Genomic DNA, 15,557 nt, shown 5'->3' with positions numbered 1-15,557 from the left:
CCCCTTACCCCAGTCACAGAAGAACAAATGTGGGAGGGGGCTTGCTCCCGATAGCAGTGTGTCAGTCAGCTCATCTATCACTGACCTACCGCTATCGGGAGCAAGTCGAATCGTCGCACCGCCCCTCCCACATTTTTAGCCATGCCCACTTAAGATTTTCTTACCAGGCCTTGCCCCCACCAGCTTCGCCTGCCCATCCTTCTGCTTGCCCGTACGCGCCTCGCTGATCAGCCCCGGGATCAACTTGCCCTCCGGCAAATTCTTCCAGAAGCGGCTGGGCAAGTGCCCTTCCATCACCTTGGGATTCAGCCGCGCCGGGTTGAAGATGTGACTGTAGTAGGTCAACCACATCGCGCTGTGGGGGTCTTCGACTGTCTGCGCCAGTTGCTGCCAGGCCTCGGGGCACTGGCGTTGATGAATCAACTGCTCGCCGTCGTAATACACCCCATCCAGTGGCGTGGCGATCATCCAGCGATGGCGGCCCATGCGCCCGATAAAATGCTCGCTGGCGCTCTTGAGAATGTCATGGGCCGGCTCATGCCAGGCCACGTACTCCGGCAGTTCCGGCCCGGCCCCGTCCGGCAGCGCGATAAAGCGCACAAACGCATGCAGGTGATGGGCCTCGCGGCTGACTTGCTTGATGCGTCGCTGCAACTCGCTGCCCAGCTTGTCCCCCGCCAGCATCGCGGTGCGATCACCGTGGCTGACCCGCCACAGCACTTCATACAGCAGGCTCCAGCGTTGATCACCGTGATAACAGGCGGCAGATTCCAGCAACTCCAACAGCGCCTTGGGAATCCGTGCCTGGAAGGGCCCCAACCCTGACGGGATCGACTCATCGGTAGCGAACAGGTCAGCTGCTTGCGCCTCGCCCCAGCTCACCTGGCTGGGGTCGACCTGATGGCTGAGCAGCCAGCGCGCCTGTTCGCGCCAAGTGCTGAACAGGTTGTCGCATTCCAGGCTGATCATCCCCACAACCCCATCTGTTGCGGTTGCGGACGGTCGCGCAATTGTTCGCGCAGTAACACGCTGGTGCTGTCGGCCTGTTGCGGGTGGTAGTCACTGGTGATGAAGAACGGTTTGGCCTTGGCCAGTACGCAGCGCATGCGCGCCAGGTCTTCGAAGCGGATCTTGCGCTCGCGGCGCAGGTCCACCAGGCGTTGGGTGGTGCGCAGGCCAATACCGGGGATGCGCGCAATCAGGGTGGGCTCTGCGCGGTTCAGGTCCAGGGGGAACACTTCGCGATGCTCCAGGGCCCAGGCCAGCTTGGGGTCGATATCCAGGGCCAGGTGGCCGGGGCCGGCAAACAGCTCCCTGGCGCTGAAACCGTAGCTGCGCAGCAGGAAGTCGGCCTGGTACAAGCGGTGCTCGCGCATCAACGGCGGCGCGGCCAGGGGCACGCTTTTCGGGCTGTTGGGGATGGGGCTGAACGCCGAGTAGTACACGCGGCGCAGCTTGAAATTGCCATACAACGCCTCGGCACCGTGGAGGATGGTGCTGTCATCGGTGTCGTCGGCGCCGACGATCATCTGCGTGCTCTGCCCGGCCGGGGCGAAACGCGGGGCGCGAGGCTCGTTGAACACCGCCTGCTCGCCGGTGTAGATGGTCTGCATCGCCTGCTTGATCGACACAATCTGCTTCTCCGGCGCCAGGGTCTGCAGGCTGGCCTCGGTGGGCAGTTCGATATTCACGCTCAGGCGATCGGCATAGCGACCAGCCTCGGCAATCAATGCAGGATCCGCATCGGGAATGGTCTTGAGGTGGATATAGCCGCGAAAGTCATGCTCTTCGCGCAGCAGTTTGGCGACCCGCACCAATTGCTCCATGGTGTAGTCCGACGAACGGATGATGCCGGAGCTGAGAAACAGCCCGCTGACGCAATTGCGCTTGTAGAAATCCAGGGTCAGGGTGACCACCTCTTCCGGGCTGAAACGCGCACGGGGCACGTCGCTGGAACGGCGGTTGACGCAATACTGGCAGTCGTAAAGGCAGAAGTTGGTAAGCAACACCTTGAGCAGCGACACGCAACGGCCATCGGGCGTGTAGCTGTGGCAGATGCCCATGCCGTCGGTGGAACCCAACCCCGCCTTGCCCTCGGAGCTGCGCTTGGGCGCGCCGCTGCTGGCGCACGACGCGTCGTACTTGGCGGCGTCGGCGAGGATGCTGAGTTTTTCGATCAACTGCATGACGGGCTACCGATACTGGTTTTTTGTACAGTACCAATAGCCGCACGTTGTCACAAGTGCCGTCTGTAGGAGGGGCAGATCAGCTGGCGGTTGCCAGGAGCAGGTCCTGCACCGAACGGCCCTTGTCACGGTTTCGATCGTTCTCATACAACGACGCCGCAATCTCATCGGCCCGAATCGGCAGCACCGACAGCAAGGTATCGCTCAAGCCATGGCTGGCCTGGCTGAAGCCCTGGATGTAGATACCCGCCTTGCAGCGCTCGTCGGTGACGATGCGGTAGTCGCGGGCCACTTCGAAGTCGCCCATGTAGGCTTGCAGCGGCGCCAACAGTTCGCGGTGCATCTGGCGCTCATAGCCGGTGGCGAGGATCACGGCGTCGTAGTGGTTGACGCTGGTTTCGCCCGTGGCGTTATTGCGCAATACCAGTTCGATACCCAGCGGCCCGGGCGTGGCCTTCTCCACCACGGTCATGGTGCGGAACGCCTGGCGGGCGATGCCGGAAACTTTCTGACGGTAGAAAATCCCGTAGATGCGCTCGATCAGGTCCAGGTCCACCACCGAATAGTTGGTGTTCTGGTACTCGGCGACCAAACGCTCGCGTTCGGCCCCCACTTGCTGGAACACCAGGTCGGTAAACGCCGGCGAGAACACTTCGTTGACGAACGGGCTGTCATCGGCCGGCTTGAGCGCCGAGCCGCGCAGGATCATATCGACCTGCACCGACGGGAAGCTGTCATTGAGGTCGATAAAGGCTTCTGCCGCGCTCTGGCCGCCGCCGATCACCGCAATGCGCATGGCCTTGCCATCCACGCAGGGCTGACTCGCCATGCGCTCCAGATACTGGGAATGGTGGAACACGCGGCTGTCACCCTTGAGCGCCTTGAACGCTTCGGGGATGCGCGCAGTGCCGCCGGCGCTGACCACCACCGAGCGGGTGGTACGCACATGCTGCTCGCCCTGGGCATCGCGGGAAATGACGCGCAAGGCCTCCACCTGCTGCTGATGCAGGATCGGTTCGATGGCCAGCACTTCCTCACCGTAGTTGGCCTGGGCCTGGAACTGCCCGGCCACCCAGCGCAGGTAGTCGTTGTACTCCATACGGCAGGGGTAGAAGGTGCCCAGGTTGATGAAGTCCACCAGGCGATCGTGAGCCTTGAGGTAATTGACGAAGGAGTACGGGCTCGTGGGGTTGCGCAGGGTCACCAGGTCCTTGAGGAAAGAGATCTGCAGCTCACTTTGGGTCACCAGCGTATTGCCGTGCCAGCGGTAGTCGGCCTGTTTGTCGAGAAACAGCACGTCCAGCTTGCCCTGGGCCTTTTCACGCTCCTGCAGGGCGATGGCCAGCGCCAGGTTCGAAGGGCCGAAGCCGATACCGATCAGGTCGTGAACCGCGGGCGAAGCAATTGCCTGTGTCATTCCAGTGTCCTCTGGATAAGCCCCTTGGCGGTGGGGCGGGAATACCTTCATGGCCTGAACAACAGGCCGTATGTTGATAGGAAACGAGGACAGTGAAATAAAATTTAACCAACTGGCGATCAGTGCGCTTCCCACTCACGCATACGCACCCGGCAATGCTTCATGGCGTTGACGATGTGTTTTTCCACCAGGCTGCGGGAAATCCCCAGGCGCTCGGCGATTTGCACATGGGACAGGCCCTCGAGCTTGCGCAGCAGGAAACTGTCGCGACACGCCGCCGGCAACTCGGCCAGGGCGCGCTCAAGCATCTCCAGGCGCTGGTTGTGGTCATGACTGGCGTGGGGTGAACAGGGGGCGAAGCGTTCTTCGCTGTCCAGCACCTCAAGAGGCTCGGACTGACGCAAGGCGTTGCGCCGGTGGCCGTCGATCACCAGGTTCAAGGCCGTGCGGTACAGGAAGGCGCGGGGCTGTTCGATCGGGATGTCGCTGGAACGCTCCAGCACCCGAACATAAGCGTCATGCACCACATCTTCGGCCACCTGACGGTTGCCCAGCTTGGCGTTCAGGAAACACACCAGCTCGCGATAGTAGTTTTCCAACATGACTCCTGGCCCCATGGCCGTGGTGCTAACGATGCCAGCCCGTGTAGGAGCGAGCCCATCGATGATGGCAGTTTGAGTGCGTGCAATTTATAGTAATTCTCATCTACTTTTAAAGGAGTCTTGCACCAACGGTGCATTTTTTTTCGTCGCACGAGCTGTTACCACATGTGTAACAACCTAAATTCCCGAGCATTTTCCTCGTATAACTGTCAACTCCCCGCTCCTGCGGTCAACACCTCCTGGCTGGAACCAAGACATGAAACGCCCTCGACCTGCCCGACGCGCCCTGCTTGTGCTGGCGTGCCTGCTCCCCATCCTTGTGGTGGCTGCCTGGCAAGTGCTGCCGTCGGGCCGCGACAGCCTACCCACGGTCACCGTAACCCGCGGCGACATTGAAAATAGCGTTACGTCACTGGGCACCCTGCAACCGCGCCGTTATGTGGACGTAGGTGCCCAGGCGTCCGGACAGATTCGCAAGATCCATGTGGAGGCTGGTGATCAAGTCAAGGAAGGCGATCTGCTGGTGGAAATCGATCCCGCCACGCAACAGGCCAAGCTCGACGCCAGCCGCTATTCCATTGAAAACCTCAAGGCGCAGTTGCAGGAACAGAAAGCCCAGCACGAACTCGCACGCCAGAAATACCAGCGCCAGCAACGCTTGGTTGCAGGCAACGCCACCCGCGAAGAAGATGTGCAAACCGCCAAAGCCGAACTGAGTGCCACCCAAGCCCGTGTCGATATGTTCCAGGCACAGATCCGCCAAGCCCAGGCCAGCCTGCGCAGTGACGAGGCCGAACTGGGCTATACGCGGATTTACGCGCCCATGAGCGGCACCGTGGTGGCGGTAGATGCGCGAGTCGGCCAAACCCTCAACGCCCAACAACAAACGCCGTTGATCCTGCGCATCGCCAAATTGTCACCAATGACCGTATGGGCCGAAGTGTCCGAAGCCGATATCGGCCACGTCAAACCGGGCATGAGCGCCTATTTCACTACCCTCGCCGGCGGCAACCGGCGCTGGAGCAGCACCGTGCGCCAGATCCTGCCGATACCGCCCAAGCCGCTGAATGAAACCAGCCAGGGCAGTGGCAGCCCCAGTAGCACGAGCAAAACCGGTAGTGGCCGCGTAGTGCTGTACACCGTACTGCTGGATGTGGACAACACTGACAATGCACTGATGGCCGAAATGACCACCCAAGTGTTTTTCGTAGCCAGCCAGGTCAAGGACGCTCTCACCATCCCGGTCGCAGCGCTGCTCGGCAGCCAAGGCACCGACAAGCAGATCGCGCGGGTCGTGACCAAAAACGGTGCCATCCAGAAGCGAGAAGTACAGCTGGGTATCAGTGACCGCCTGCGAGTTGAAGTGTTGGATGGCCTGGACGAAGGCGATCATCTGTTGATCGGCCCCGCCAGCAGCAGCGGGGGTTGATGTGACCACGCCACTGATCGAACTCAAGAACATCCGCAAATCCTACGGCGGCGGCGACAGCCCGCAGGTCGACGTATTGCGCGGGATCGACCTGTCGATCCATGCAGGAGAGTTCGTTGCCATCGTCGGCGCCTCGGGCTCCGGCAAATCCACACTGATGAACATCCTCGGTTGCCTCGACCGCCCCACCGTGGGCGACTACCTGTTCGCCGGGGAAAACGTCGCGCACCTGGACAGCGACGCACTGGCCTGGCTGCGCCGCGAAGCCTTTGGTTTCGTGTTCCAGGGCTACCACCTGATCCCGTCCGGCTCGGCCCAGGAAAACGTCGAGATGCCGGCGATCTATGCCGGCATCGGCGCTGCCGAACGCCATGCCCGCGCCAAGGCTCTGCTGACCCGCCTGGGCCTGGCCGATCGCACCAACAACCGCCCGCACCAGCTCTCCGGTGGTCAGCAGCAGCGCGTCTCGATTGCCCGTGCGTTGATGAACGGCGGGCATATCATCCTTGCCGACGAACCCACCGGTGCCCTCGACAGCCACAGCGGTGCCGAGGTGATGGTGCTGCTGGATGAATTGGCGAGCCAGGGCCACGTGGTTATCCTGATTACCCACGACCGCGAAGTCGCGGCGCACGCCAACCGCATCATCGAGATCAGCGACGGCCTGATCATCAGCGATTCGGCGTTGAGCCCCCCCCACGTGCCCGTCACGGCCGGCAGCGACGCATTGCAAGCCGTGGACCTGCGCCAGCGCCTGGCCGACGGCGCCGAACACAATGGTGCCTGGAAAGCCGAGCTGCTGGACGCGGTGCAGGCGGCGTGGCGGGTGATGTGGATCAACCGCTTCCGCACCGCGCTGACGCTGCTGGGGATCATCATCGGCGTGGCGTCGGTGGTGGTGATGCTGGCAGTGGGCGAAGGCAGCAAGCGCCAGGTCATGGCGCAGATGGCGGCCTTCGGCTCCAACATCATCTACCTGAGCGGTTTTTCGCCTAACCCGCGCACACCGCCAGGTATCGTGACCCTCAATGATGTGGCCGCATTGGCTACATTGCCCCAGGTCAAGCGCATCATGCCGGTGAACGGCACCTACGCCGGTGTTCGCTTCGGCAACGTCGATTACATGGCCTATGTGGGCGGTAACGACACCAACTTCCCGGACATCTTCAACTGGCCAGTGGCCGAGGGTAGCTACTTTACCGAAGCCGACGAGCGCGCCGGGGCCACGGTGGCGGTGATCGGTCATCGCGTGCGCGAAAAGCTGTTCAAAGGCCAGCTAGACCCCATCGGCCAATACATCCTGATCGAAAACGTGCCCTTCCAGGTGATTGGCGTGTTGGCGGAAAAAGGCTCCAGCTCCGGCATGCAAGACAGCGATGACCGTGTCGCCATTCCCTATACCGCCGCCAGCGTGCGCCTGTTCGGCACCTATAACCCCGAATACGTTGCCATTGCCGCCGCCGATGCGCGCAAGGTGCAAGAGGCCGAGCAAGCCATCAGTCAGCTTATGCAAACGCTGCACGGCGGCAAACGCGACTTCCACCTGACGAACGACGCCGCGATGATCCAGGCCGAAGCGCGGACCCAGAACACCCTGTCGCTGATGCTCGGCTCGATTGCCGCGATTTCCCTGCTGGTGGGCGGTATCGGCGTGATGAATATCATGTTGATGACCGTGCGCGAACGCACCCGCGAAATCGGCATCCGCATGGCCACCGGGGCGCGCCAGAGCGACATCCTGCGCCAATTCCTCACCGAGGCGGTGATGCTCTCGGTGGTCGGCGGTCTGTTCGGAATCGCCCTGGCATTGCTGGTGGGCGGCGTGCTGGTGCTGGCCGAAGTGGCGGTGCAGTTTTCCCTGGTGGCGGTGTTCGGCGCGTTTGGCTGTGCGCTGGTCACCGGCGTCGTATTCGGCTTTATGCCGGCCCGTAAAGCTGCCCGGCTCGATCCGGTTAAGGCATTGACCAGTGAATAAACGATCCATCGCACCGCACCTGTCGACGCTCAGCCTGTGCCTGTTGCTCACTGCCTGTGCCGGCACCTCGCCTGCCCTCGACAGCGGCATTGCCGCGCCCGCCGCCTGGCAATATGCCGAGCGCGACGCCGACCAGGCCACCAACCAGCGTTGGTGGACGCAGTTTGGCAGCCCTGCGCTGAACCGCCTGATCGATCAGGCCCGCCGTGACAGCTTTGATGTGGCTGCGGCCATGGCGCGGGTGCGGCAGGCCCAGGCGACAGCGGTGATTGCCGGCGCACCGTTGCTGCCCGAGGTGAAGTTCAACCTCAGCGCCAGCCGTCAAAGACTGTTGCGCGGCAGCGGCAACTCGGACCTGGACGCCACCGAGAGCAACAAGACGGTCAATAACTATGACGCCAACCTCACGGCCAGCTACGAAATCGACTTCTGGGGTGGCCGCGCCGCTGCGCGAGACAGCGCTGTGCATAGCCTGCACGCCAGTGAGTTCGATCAGGCCAACGTGGAGTTGACCTTGCTCAGCAATGTCGCCGACCGCTATGCGCAAACCCTGGCCGCGCACCAGCGCCTGCAGATCGCCGAGCTGAACCTGGCCAATGCGCGCAATGTGCTGGACCTGGTGCAAACCCGCTACGATGCCGGTTCCGCCACGGCCCTGGAGTTGGCACAACAGAAGAGCCTGGTGGCCGGCCAGCAACGGCAACTGCCGCTGGTCCAGCAATCGGCCGAAGAATCGCGCATCACCCTCGCCGCCTTGCTCGGCCAGCCGGTACAGGCCCTGGCGCTGGGCAGCGAGCCGTTCCAGGCACTGACCTGGCCGAATATCGGCCCCGGTGTGCCTAGCCAGTTATTGCGTCGCCGCCCTGACATCGCCCAGGCCGAGGCACAGCTGGCGGCGGCCAATGCCGACGTCACAGTGGCCCGTGCGGCCATGCTGCCCACGGTGACATTGGGCGCAACCCTCGGCTCGGGTGCGTACAAGGCTGAAGATGTTCTGCGCAGCCCGTTCTACACCCTGACCTCGGGCCTGATCGCACCGATCTTCAACAACGGTCGGCTGAGTGCCGAGCGCGATAAAGCCCGTGCGCGCCAGGATGAACTGCTGCAGACCTACCGCGGGGCGATCATCAACGGCTTTGCCGATGTGGAAAAAGCCCTCAGCAGCCTGACTCGCCTGGACCAGCAACGCCAATGGCAAACCGAAGAACTGCAGCAGGCGCAAACGGCCTTTGAGATTGCGCAAAGCCGCTACGAGGCCGGCGCCGAAGACCTGCTTACGGTGCTGGAAACCCAACGCACCCTCTATGCCGCCCAGGACCTGAACGTGCAACTGCGCCTGTCGCGGCTGCAAGCCAGTATCGCGCTGTACAAGGCATTAGGGGGTGGATGGAAGACCGATAGCTGATAAGCAAAATCGGCATTTCTTACACAAACTGTTTCTTAGCCTTACATTCTCCACCCCCAGGTCCTTGGTAAAAAAGCTGTTACATACGGCTGCCCGGGACCTCGTGATGACACCCAGCGTTCTTGTAAAAAGCCTGGTCTGCATAAGCTGCTGGCTTATAGCAAACGCAGTGCGCGCTGAGCCCTTGATCGTGCCCACTGCAATCGACTGGCTGTTGGATTGCCCCCTCACTACCACTGCGCGCCTGGACCCTGAGGTGGTCGGGCGCACCCAATGCGGCCTGGTCAGTGTGCCACGGGACCACGCTGCTCCCGGGCGCGGTCGTATACGCCTGAGCGTGACGCGTGTGGGCGCAAGGCAACCGCTCAACCGCGAGGGCGTGGTATTCATCCAGGCCGGCGAACCGCCCCAACCCGCCAACGCGCCTTTCGTGCAGCACCTGGCCAGCCACTGGGAGTCGCTCGCCACCCGCGCTTATCGCACGCTGGTGGACCGTTATGACGTGATCGAACTGAGCCCCCGCGACCTGCGCCAGCCAAACGCGGTCGAGCAGGCGGTGCTGGACATGGAATATGTGCGCGGGCAGCTCGGCGAAGCGCGCCTGCACTACCTGGGCAGCGCCGCCGCGACCCGTCTTGGCAGCCGCTACGGCACGCTGTTTCCCGAGCGCATCGCACGCATGGTGCTGATTAATGCGACGCCGGGCGATCCTATCGCTGTGGGCGTCGAGCAGTTATTGCTCAAGGAGTCCAAGCAGTCGGGCGCCGACGGCTGTGTCACCCGCTGGCTGGGGGATTTCCTCGCCTATGGCAAACAGCCGCCAGCCTCCGCGCGCTGCCTTGACCTGGGTGCCTGGGAGTAACCGGCGCATTTGCGACCTGTTGCCATCGAAAACGACACGCTGCGTTGACGCTCCGATGCAATCGTTATTAAGTGCTATTTATCCGCATTAATACGATAAATCGAACCCATGCTGACTCGCCCGCTACGCCGCAAACGCCAGAAGCTGTCCGATGTGATTGTCGAGTCGGTCAAGCGCTCCATCGTCACCGATGCCTTGAAGCCCGGCGACCGCTTGCCCACCGAACGCGAGCTGATGGAGAGCTTCCAGTGCTCCAAGGGCTCGGCACGCGAAGCGCTCAAGGCATTGGAAGTCGAAGGGTTGGTCAATACGCGCACCGGCCCCAGTGGCGGGGCTTATCTGAACCAGGCCGGCACTGAACCTGCCAGCCGCGCCTTGCGCAACTACCTGCACTTCCAGCATCTGGATGGCGAGCAGGTGTATCAGTTGCGCAAGGTCATCGAAGTGGAACTGGCGCTATCGGTGCTCGGGCGCTTGAGCGAAGACGACTATCAGGCCCTGCAAGCCAATGTGGATTTTTGCAGCGCCCCCGAAGACAGCGAAGCCGGCCAGCGCGAACAGCGCCTGGCGGAACTGGAGTTCCACAACCTGCTGGCCCGGGCGTGCCCCAACCCGCTGCTGAGTTTTATGGCGCAGTTTCTCAACGACCTGCTGCGCGACCTGGTGGTGCTGAAGAAAGCCTACAAGCCCAAGCGCAAGCAGTTCGACGCGGCCAACCTCGACTATCACAAACAACTGCTGATCGCCTTTCGTGCCGGGGATGAAAGCGCCGTGCGCAGTTTGATGCATGAGCATATGTGCGATGCCGAACACCATATGACTGCGCTGGAAGGCCAGGTCAGCCCGCACTTCCTTCTGGAGTTTGATCACCGTTAGGAACAAAACCCAATCAATGTGGGAGCTGGCTTGCCTGCGATGGCATCGACTCGGTCCCCCTGTAACACCGAGGCGCCCGCATCGCAGGCAAGCCAGCTCCCACATTTGACCGTGTCCATCTGTTGAACCGAGTTACCCAATAACAAGCCTGCCCACAGGCCCTTGCACCACCGTATCGCCCTTGCCGCTCCTGCCAATAACTAAACCAGGGAGTCACCCCATGCAGCGTCGTACGTTATTGAAAGCCAGCCTCACCGCGGCCGCCGCCCTCAGCTTGCCGCTGAGCGTGCGTTCGGCCTTCGCCGCCGAGCCTTTTATCTTTTACGGCCTCAAGTCCATGTCTGGCGCGTTTGCCAGCTATGGCAAATTTGCCGACATGGGTTCGCGCCTGGCCGTGCAACAGCATGACGAGATCCTCGGCCGCCCGCTCACCTACAAGGTTATAGACACCGAAGGCAACGCCGGCAAAGCGGTGCGCAAGGTGCAGGAGGCAATCGCGCAGGACAGCGCACGGTTCTTCCAGGGCTGCACACTGTCGTCTTCCGCCCTGGCGGTGGCCAAGGAAGTCGATAAAGTCGGCGGCGTGTTCATGACCCCGGTGGGTGCCGATGAAGTCACCGGCAAGGATTGCAACAAGGCGACCTTCCGCTGGTCAGTGCCCACCTACGGCGCGATCCGCGAAACCATGGTGCCACTGATCAAACTGCTGCCGGACGCCAAACGCTGGTACACCATCACGCCGCAATACGTGTTCGGCGAAGCCTTGCTCGAAGGCGCAAAGAGCGTGCTGAAGGAACACGGCCTGGAGCATGTCGGCAACAGCTACCACTCGCTGCAGGAGCAGGAATTCTCCGGCTACCTGACCAACGCCATTTCCACCCGGCCCGACGTGCTGGTACTGCTCAACTTCGGCAGCCAGTCGTCCAACACCCTGCGCCAGGCGGTGAACTTCGGCATCAAGGAACGCATGAAGGTGCTACTGGTATGGTCGGCCGGCCTTGATCAATTCCAGGAACTGGGCAGCGATGTGCTCGAAGGTGTGTACCTCGGCGCGCAGTACTGGCATCAGGTCGATACGCCACTCAACCGCGAACTGGTCAAGCTGACCCAGGCCAAATACGGCATCAACCCCACCTACCCGCTGGCCGCCGACTACATCAGCACCAAGGTCATGCTCGATACCATCATCGCCACCGGCAGCTTCGACGGCGCAACCGTGGCCAAGGCCATGCAAGGCTTGAGCTATGAAGGCCCGACCGGCAAGGAGTCGATCCGCGCCGGCGACCATCAGGTGATCAAGGATTACTACCTGCTGGTCGGCAAGGCCAGCGGCGACATGGCCGACAAGGACGACCTGGCCAAGGTGCTCAGCGCCGGCCAATCGTTCCCACCGGTCGAGGCGACGGGCTGCACGCTCGACTGACTGCTTACTTTTTGTCGCGCAGGGCCGCGCAAGCGGCCGCCTGCAGAGGGTTCCTGCATGCTCAATTTGTACCTGTTCCAGATTCTCAACGGCCTTGGGCTGGGGATGATCTACTTCCTGATCGCGGTCGGGCTGACGATCATTTTCGGCCTGCTCAACTTCGTCAACTTCGCCCACGGCGCGTTTTTCCTGCTGGGCGCCTACATCTGCTACACCGCCGTGAGCCTCACCGGCAGCTTCTGGCTGGCGCTGCTCGTCGCGCCGCTGGTGGTGGCTGCGCTGGCCTGGGTGATCGAGCGTGTGCTGATCCAGCGGATCTACCACTTGCCGCACATGTTCCAGATTCTGGTAACCCTGGGGATCGCGCTGATTATCCAGGAAGCCAGCGTGATGATCTGGGGCCCGGTGGGCAAAAGTGTCGCCGTACCGGAGTTGCTGCGCGGCGTGCTGGTGGTGGGGGATTTTGTCTATCCCTACTACCGCCTGTTTCTCATCGTGTTTTCCGGGCTGGTCGGCCTGGGCCTGTGGCTGCTGCTGGAACGCACGCGCTTCGGCGCCCTGGTGCGCGCCGGCAGTGAGAGCACTGAAACCGTGTCATTGCTGGGCACCAATATTTTCCGCCTGTTCTCCATGACCTTCGCCCTCGGCGTGGCCCTGGCCGGTGTCGCCGGGGTGTTGTTCGCGCCGTTGCGTGGTGCCCAGCCCTTTGTCGGCCCGGAGATTCTCGGGGTGGCGTTCGTGGTGGTGGTGATTGGCGGCATGGGCTCGTTCAGCGGTGCGCTGGTCGGCGGTTTGCTGGTAGGCGTAGTGCAAAGCCTGATGACCACACTCTGGCCCCAGGGTGCGAGCCTGATGATCTACGGCGCGATGGCCGTGGTGATTCTGGTGCGCCCCTACGGCCTGTTCGGGAGAGCCTGAAATGAGCGAGAAAAACCCCCTGCCGTTTGCCAAGACCCAATCCAAAGCGATGCTGCTGTGGGTATTGGCGGTGCTGATCGGCCTGCCGTTGATACTGCCCTCGGCAACCCTGGCCACCGAGATCCTGATCTTTGCCATGGCCGCCCTGGCTTGCAACCTGTTGCTGGGCTACACCGGCTTGCTGTCATTCGGCCAAGGCATCTTCTTCGGGGCCGGCGCCTACTGCGCGGCGTTGCTGATGATCCACCTGCAACTGGGGTTGTTCACCGCACTGCTGGGTGCCGCCATCGCCGGCGGTTTCCTGGCATTGCTGGTGGGCGCCCTGGCGATTCGGCGCACCGGCATTTACTTCGTGATGCTCACGCTGGCGTTCAGCCAGATGGCCTATTTCGTCGCCTACACCCTGAGCGACTGGACCGGCGGCGACAACGGCCTGCTCAGCGTGCCGCGCCCGGAAATCCGTGTGGGTGAAACCGTGCTGCTGTCCTTGGCCGATGCCCGTGCCTTCTATGGATTTGTCGCGGTGCTGTTCCTGCTGATCTTTATCGGCGCTCGCCGGGTGATCGCTTCGCCGTTCGGCAGCACGCTGATGGCGATCCGCGAAAACGAAACCCGGGCCTCGGCCATTGGCTACGACACGCGGCACTTCAAGATCCTGGTGTTCGTGCTGTCCGGGGCAGTCACCGGGATTGCCGGGGCGCTGTACGCCATGCTGCTGCACTTTGTGCCACTGTCCAATATTGACCTGGCGATGTCCGAGAACATTCTGATCATGACCATCGTCGGCGGCACTGGCTCGTTGTTCGGCTCATTGCTGGGCGCCGGTTCCATTGTGCTGCTGGGGGATTTCCTCTCCGACCTGTGGCCGCGCTGGCTGATGCTGCTGGGGGTGATCCTGATCCTGGTGGTGATCTTCATGCGCGGCGGTTTGTGGGGCGGCCTGGCGTCGCTGTTCGAGAAGGTGCGCGGTACGCGCAAAAGCGCGGTCGTCGCCAAGGAGCAAGGGCTATGAGCATCCTGCTGGAAACCCAACACCTGGAACTGGCCTATGGCGCGTTCCGTGCGGTCAATGGCGTCAACCTCAAGGTCGAGGCCGGCACCATCCACACCATTATCGGCCCCAATGGCGCTGGCAAGACCAGCCTGTTTCATTGCCTGACAGGCGAGCGCCAGGCCACTGCCGGAGCGATCCATTTCGACGGCAACAACCTGATGCGCAAACCCGCCCATGCCCGCGTCGGCCTGGGCATGGCGCGTTCGTTCCAGCTCACCAGCCTGTTCCAGAACCTCAGCGTGCGCGAAAACCTGCGCCTGGCCGCCCAGGGCCGCGATGGCGCCCGTGCCTTGAACTTCTGGCGCCGAGTGGACAGCAAGCGCGAACACCTGGAGATGGCCGACCAGGTCCTTGAGCGCCTGCAACTCACTGCCCGCGCCGACACCCTGGCCGGCGAGTTGTCCCACGGCCAGCAAAGGGTGCTGGAGGTGGGCATGTCGATCTGCTCCAAACCGAAACTGTTGATGCTCGACGAACCGACCTCGGGCATGGGCATCGATGATATCCCGATCATGACCCAACTGATCAGCGACCTGGGCCGCGACCACACGGTGCTGTTGATCGAACACAACATGAGCATTGTCATGTCCATCAGCCAACGCATCACGGTGATGAGCCACGGCCAGATCCTGGTAGAAGGCACGCCAGATTTCGTGCGTGCCGATGAACGTGTGCGCACTGCATACCTTGGGGAGGCCGCCTGATGCTGATCGTCGAGAATATTCACTCCTACTACGACAAGAGCCATGTGCTGGAGGGCGTGTCATTGACCGTCAACCCTGGCGAACTGGTGACCCTGCTGGGTCGCAATGGTGCCGGCAAGACCACCACCCTGCGCAGCATCCTCGGCATCATTTGCCCGCGTCAGGGCCAGATTCACTTCAATGGCCAGGCGCTGGTGGGGCAGAAAATCTTTGAAATTGCACGCCAGGGCTTGGCACTGGTGCCGGAGAACCGCGGGATTTTCCGCCTGCTCAGCGTCGAGGAAAACCTGCGCATCGCCGTGCGCAAAAGCAGCCGATGGCAACTGGACGACGTATACGCCATGTTCCCGCGCCTCAAGGAACGGCGCAAAAACGCCGGCCATGCGCTATCCGGCGGCGAACAGCAAATGCTTGCCATCGCCCGCGCCCTGCTCAACGACCCCAAGCTGCTGATCCTCGACGAACCCACCGAGGGCCTGGCCCCGGTGATCGTCGACGAGCTGGTGAAGATCCTGCGCAAGGTCAAGGACGACGGCCTGCCGGTGCTGCTGGTGGAGCAGAACCTGATGGTCTGCGACAAACTCGCCGACCGCCATTACGTACTCGAACAGGGCCGCGTGGTGTACGAAGGCAGCGCCGCTGACTTCCGTGCCGACCCGTCGATCAAGAACCGTTATCTGGCCTTGAGTGCCTGACTGGAGATCTC

General features: G+C 62.2%; 14 protein-coding genes. 10 read left to right on the top strand and 4 right to left on the bottom strand.

The features are described from left to right. Positions 1-135: 135 nt before the first annotated feature. From FW800_RS15900 to FW800_RS15885, 4 genes are all read right to left on the bottom strand, one after another. On the bottom strand, positions 136-969 hold the full coding sequence (locus FW800_RS15900; protein ID WP_446437947.1) for a TIGR03915 family putative DNA repair protein: 834 nt from the start codon (positions 967-969) through the stop codon (positions 136-138). Then, entirely contained in the window at positions 966-2,186 is a 1,221-nt protein-coding gene (locus FW800_RS15895) for a putative DNA modification/repair radical SAM protein (protein WP_446437946.1), read from the bottom strand. The genes FW800_RS15900 and FW800_RS15895 overlap by 4 nt, the downstream gene beginning before the upstream one ends. A gap of 79 nt (positions 2,187-2,265) precedes the next feature. After that, complete coding sequence (locus FW800_RS15890) at positions 2,266-3,603, bottom strand: lysine N(6)-hydroxylase/L-ornithine N(5)-oxygenase family protein (protein WP_032876406.1); 1,338 nt, start codon at positions 3,601-3,603, stop codon at positions 2,266-2,268. Positions 3,604-3,722: 119 nt separating this feature from the next. Further along, complete coding sequence (locus FW800_RS15885) at positions 3,723-4,205, bottom strand: sigma-70 family RNA polymerase sigma factor (RefSeq protein WP_005787538.1); 483 nt, start codon at positions 4,203-4,205, stop codon at positions 3,723-3,725. A 256-nt stretch (positions 4,206-4,461) separates the two neighbouring features. On the opposite strand from FW800_RS15885, the gene FW800_RS15880 reads away from it, so the two are divergent. The 10 genes from FW800_RS15880 (at position 4,462) to FW800_RS15835 (ending at position 15,546) form a co-directional block, all read left to right on the top strand. Beyond that, on the top strand, positions 4,462-5,634 hold the full coding sequence (locus tag FW800_RS15880) for an efflux RND transporter periplasmic adaptor subunit (RefSeq protein WP_032876409.1): 1,173 nt from the start codon (positions 4,462-4,464) through the stop codon (positions 5,632-5,634). A gap of 1 nt (position 5,635) precedes the next feature. Further along, positions 5,636-7,609, top strand: coding sequence for a MacB family efflux pump subunit (locus FW800_RS15875; RefSeq protein ID WP_078821068.1), 1,974 nt, complete (start codon positions 5,636-5,638; stop codon positions 7,607-7,609). Beyond that, positions 7,602-9,014, top strand: a complete 1,413-nt coding sequence (locus FW800_RS15870) for an efflux transporter outer membrane subunit (RefSeq protein WP_446437945.1) — start codon at positions 7,602-7,604, stop codon at positions 9,012-9,014. The genes FW800_RS15875 and FW800_RS15870 overlap by 8 nt, the downstream gene beginning before the upstream one ends. A gap of 106 nt (positions 9,015-9,120) precedes the next feature. Further along, positions 9,121-9,876 (top strand): alpha/beta hydrolase, encoded by a 756-nt coding sequence (locus tag FW800_RS15865; protein WP_446437944.1) that lies wholly within the window; start codon positions 9,121-9,123, stop codon positions 9,874-9,876. A gap of 108 nt (positions 9,877-9,984) precedes the next feature. Further along, the gene (locus FW800_RS15860) at positions 9,985-10,752 is read left to right on the top strand and encodes a FadR/GntR family transcriptional regulator (RefSeq protein ID WP_005787529.1); all 768 of its coding nucleotides are present in this window, start codon (positions 9,985-9,987) and stop codon (positions 10,750-10,752) included. A 220-nt stretch (positions 10,753-10,972) separates the two neighbouring features. Continuing rightward, positions 10,973-12,175, top strand: a complete 1,203-nt coding sequence (locus FW800_RS15855) for an ABC transporter substrate-binding protein (RefSeq protein ID WP_446437943.1) — start codon at positions 10,973-10,975, stop codon at positions 12,173-12,175. 57 nt (positions 12,176-12,232) lie between these two features. Continuing rightward, on the top strand, positions 12,233-13,093 hold the full coding sequence (locus FW800_RS15850; protein ID WP_032876425.1) for a branched-chain amino acid ABC transporter permease: 861 nt from the start codon (positions 12,233-12,235) through the stop codon (positions 13,091-13,093). A 1-nt stretch (position 13,094) separates the two neighbouring features. Further along, positions 13,095-14,105 (top strand): branched-chain amino acid ABC transporter permease, encoded by a 1,011-nt coding sequence (locus tag FW800_RS15845; RefSeq protein ID WP_148854174.1) that lies wholly within the window; start codon positions 13,095-13,097, stop codon positions 14,103-14,105. Continuing rightward, positions 14,102-14,851, top strand: coding sequence for an ABC transporter ATP-binding protein (locus FW800_RS15840; RefSeq protein WP_078821062.1), 750 nt, complete (start codon positions 14,102-14,104; stop codon positions 14,849-14,851). The genes FW800_RS15845 and FW800_RS15840 overlap by 4 nt, the downstream gene beginning before the upstream one ends. Further along, positions 14,851-15,546 carry an ABC transporter ATP-binding protein gene (locus FW800_RS15835; RefSeq protein WP_005787517.1) on the top strand — a complete coding sequence of 232 codons (696 nt, stop codon included), beginning with the start codon at positions 14,851-14,853 and terminating at the stop codon, positions 15,544-15,546. Before FW800_RS15840 ends, FW800_RS15835 begins: the two co-directional genes overlap by 1 nt. Positions 15,547-15,557: the final 11 nt, after the last annotated feature.

It is taken from the genome of Pseudomonas sp. 910_23, assembly GCF_052850795.1.
This window is presented reverse-complemented; position numbering and strand designations above follow the sequence as displayed.

Excerpts from the sequence above, each read along its gene's own strand:
- FW800_RS15900 (WP_446437947.1), bottom strand. The coding sequence starts at position 969 with ATGATCAGCCTGGAATGCGACAACCTGTTCAGCACTTGGCGCGAACAG.
- FW800_RS15895 (WP_446437946.1), bottom strand. The coding sequence starts at position 2,186 with ATGCAGTTGATCGAAAAACTCAGCATCCTCGCCGACGCCGCCAAGTAC.
- FW800_RS15890 (WP_032876406.1), bottom strand. The coding sequence starts at position 3,603 with ATGACACAGGCAATTGCTTCGCCCGCGGTTCACGACCTGATCGGTATC.
- FW800_RS15885 (WP_005787538.1), bottom strand. The coding sequence starts at position 4,205 with ATGTTGGAAAACTACTATCGCGAGCTGGTGTGTTTCCTGAACGCCAAG.
- FW800_RS15880 (WP_032876409.1), top strand. The coding sequence starts at position 4,462 with ATGAAACGCCCTCGACCTGCCCGACGCGCCCTGCTTGTGCTGGCGTGC.
- FW800_RS15865 (WP_446437944.1), top strand. The coding sequence starts at position 9,121 with ATGACACCCAGCGTTCTTGTAAAAAGCCTGGTCTGCATAAGCTGCTGG.
- FW800_RS15860 (WP_005787529.1), top strand. The coding sequence starts at position 9,985 with ATGCTGACTCGCCCGCTACGCCGCAAACGCCAGAAGCTGTCCGATGTG.
- FW800_RS15855 (WP_446437943.1), top strand. The coding sequence starts at position 10,973 with ATGCAGCGTCGTACGTTATTGAAAGCCAGCCTCACCGCGGCCGCCGCC.
- FW800_RS15850 (WP_032876425.1), top strand. The coding sequence starts at position 12,233 with ATGCTCAATTTGTACCTGTTCCAGATTCTCAACGGCCTTGGGCTGGGG.
- FW800_RS15845 (WP_148854174.1), top strand. The coding sequence starts at position 13,095 with ATGAGCGAGAAAAACCCCCTGCCGTTTGCCAAGACCCAATCCAAAGCG.
- FW800_RS15840 (WP_078821062.1), top strand. The coding sequence starts at position 14,102 with ATGAGCATCCTGCTGGAAACCCAACACCTGGAACTGGCCTATGGCGCG.
- FW800_RS15835 (WP_005787517.1), top strand. The coding sequence starts at position 14,851 with ATGCTGATCGTCGAGAATATTCACTCCTACTACGACAAGAGCCATGTG.